Annotated in this window: 1 pseudogene; it reads right to left on the bottom strand. The window is 68.5% G+C overall.

The window, feature by feature from the left end:
• Window positions 1–35: 35 nt before the first annotated feature.
• Window positions 36–1,239: pseudogene (locus IG99_RS43340) on the bottom strand (IS30 family transposase).
• Between the last annotated feature and the right edge of the window lie 243 nt (window positions 1,240–1,482).

Raw genomic sequence — 1,482 nt, forward strand, 5'->3', positions numbered from 1 at the left:
GGCGGATTCTCGGGGTCCTCGCAACACCTGATGGTTTACGCGGCTGTCAGTAGATCACGCAGGCGCTCGGCTGGGGTTCTCCAGCCGAGCGTTTTGCGTGGTCGGCCGTTGAGTTGTTGGGCGACGTGTTCCAGGTCTTCGGCGCTATGCACGGACAGGTCGGTGCCCTTGGGGAAGTACTGCCGCAGCAGGCCGTTGGTGTTCTCGTTCGACCCGCGTTGCCAAGGGGAGTGAGGATCGCAGAAGTAGACCGGTACTCCCGTGGCCACGGTGAACTGCTTGTGCGCGGCCATCTCGCAACCCTGGTCCCAGGTCAGGGAGCCGCGCAGGTGCTCGGGCAGGGTCTGGATCAGCGGCACCAGCACGTCGCGGACCTCCTCTGCGGTGTGCCCGCCAGACAGATGCCCGAGCATGACGTAGCGGGTGGAGCGCTCGACCAGGGTCACGATCGCGCTCTCGCTTCGAGGACCGACGATCAGATCGCCTTCCCAGTGGCCGGGAACCGCCCGGTCCTCCACCTCGGCAGGACGCTCGGAGATCATCACCATCTCGTCGACGAATCGGCGGGTGCGCTGCTCTGCGCTGCTCTGGGCTGCGGCGAGGCTTGCGGCGGGTGCGCCCGCTGCGTAGTGCGACCGCGATCTCGCGGCGCAGGCCGCCTCGGGCCTGGACGTAGATGGCCTGGTAGATCGTCTCTGGACTCACCCGCATGCTCTCGTCGTCGGGGAACTCGATGACCACAGCGTGGCTGATCTGCTCCGGGGACCAGCGTTCGCGCAGCTTGTCCTCAACGTATCGACGCAGCGGACCGTCTGCTGCGAGCTTCGATGCCTTGGGCCGTGACCGGCTCTCGGCCCAGGCCCGCTGGGCCCGGTGCGGCCGATAGACGCCGTCGACCGCCCGGGCGTCGATCTCCCGCTTGATCGTGGACGCCGGTCGCCCCAGAGCCCGTCCGATCGCCCGCAGCGAATGGCCGGCCTGGTGCATGTCAGCGATCGTCTCCCGCTCGGTCACGTTCAGGAACCGGGGGTGCAGCCGCGCGTCGACCGCCGCGAGGGACGGCTGGGTTGCGCTGGCGCCGATGGTGGTCACGCCGGTCTTATAGTCGATCAGACGGCCGTCAGCGTGCAGTCGCGAATGGCCGATCTGCCGGATGCCCTGGTCCCAGTCCTGGGCGGTGCGCTCGTGGACGCCGACCTGCGCGGCGGCATCGCGGCGTCGGACTCCGGCCGCACGCAGCCGCTCGTACTCCGCCCGACCGGGATGCCCGGACGTGCCGGGCTTGCCGCGACCGCGGACACCGGCCTGACGGGCCCATCCGAACGCCGTATTGCGGTTCACTCCGACTGCGCGAGCGGCAACGGTGATGCTGCCGCCCTCCCGATCCAGTGCCTCGAAGAACCTCGCCTTCAGCACCTCAAAACCCACGATCCCCGCAACTCCCTGAACTCCAGGGTGTTGCGGGGATCAGTAGAACCGGCC

Source organism: Streptomyces griseus subsp. griseus, assembly GCF_000720255.1.
Taxonomy (GTDB): domain Bacteria; phylum Actinomycetota; class Actinomycetes; order Streptomycetales; family Streptomycetaceae; genus Streptomyces; species Streptomyces griseus_I.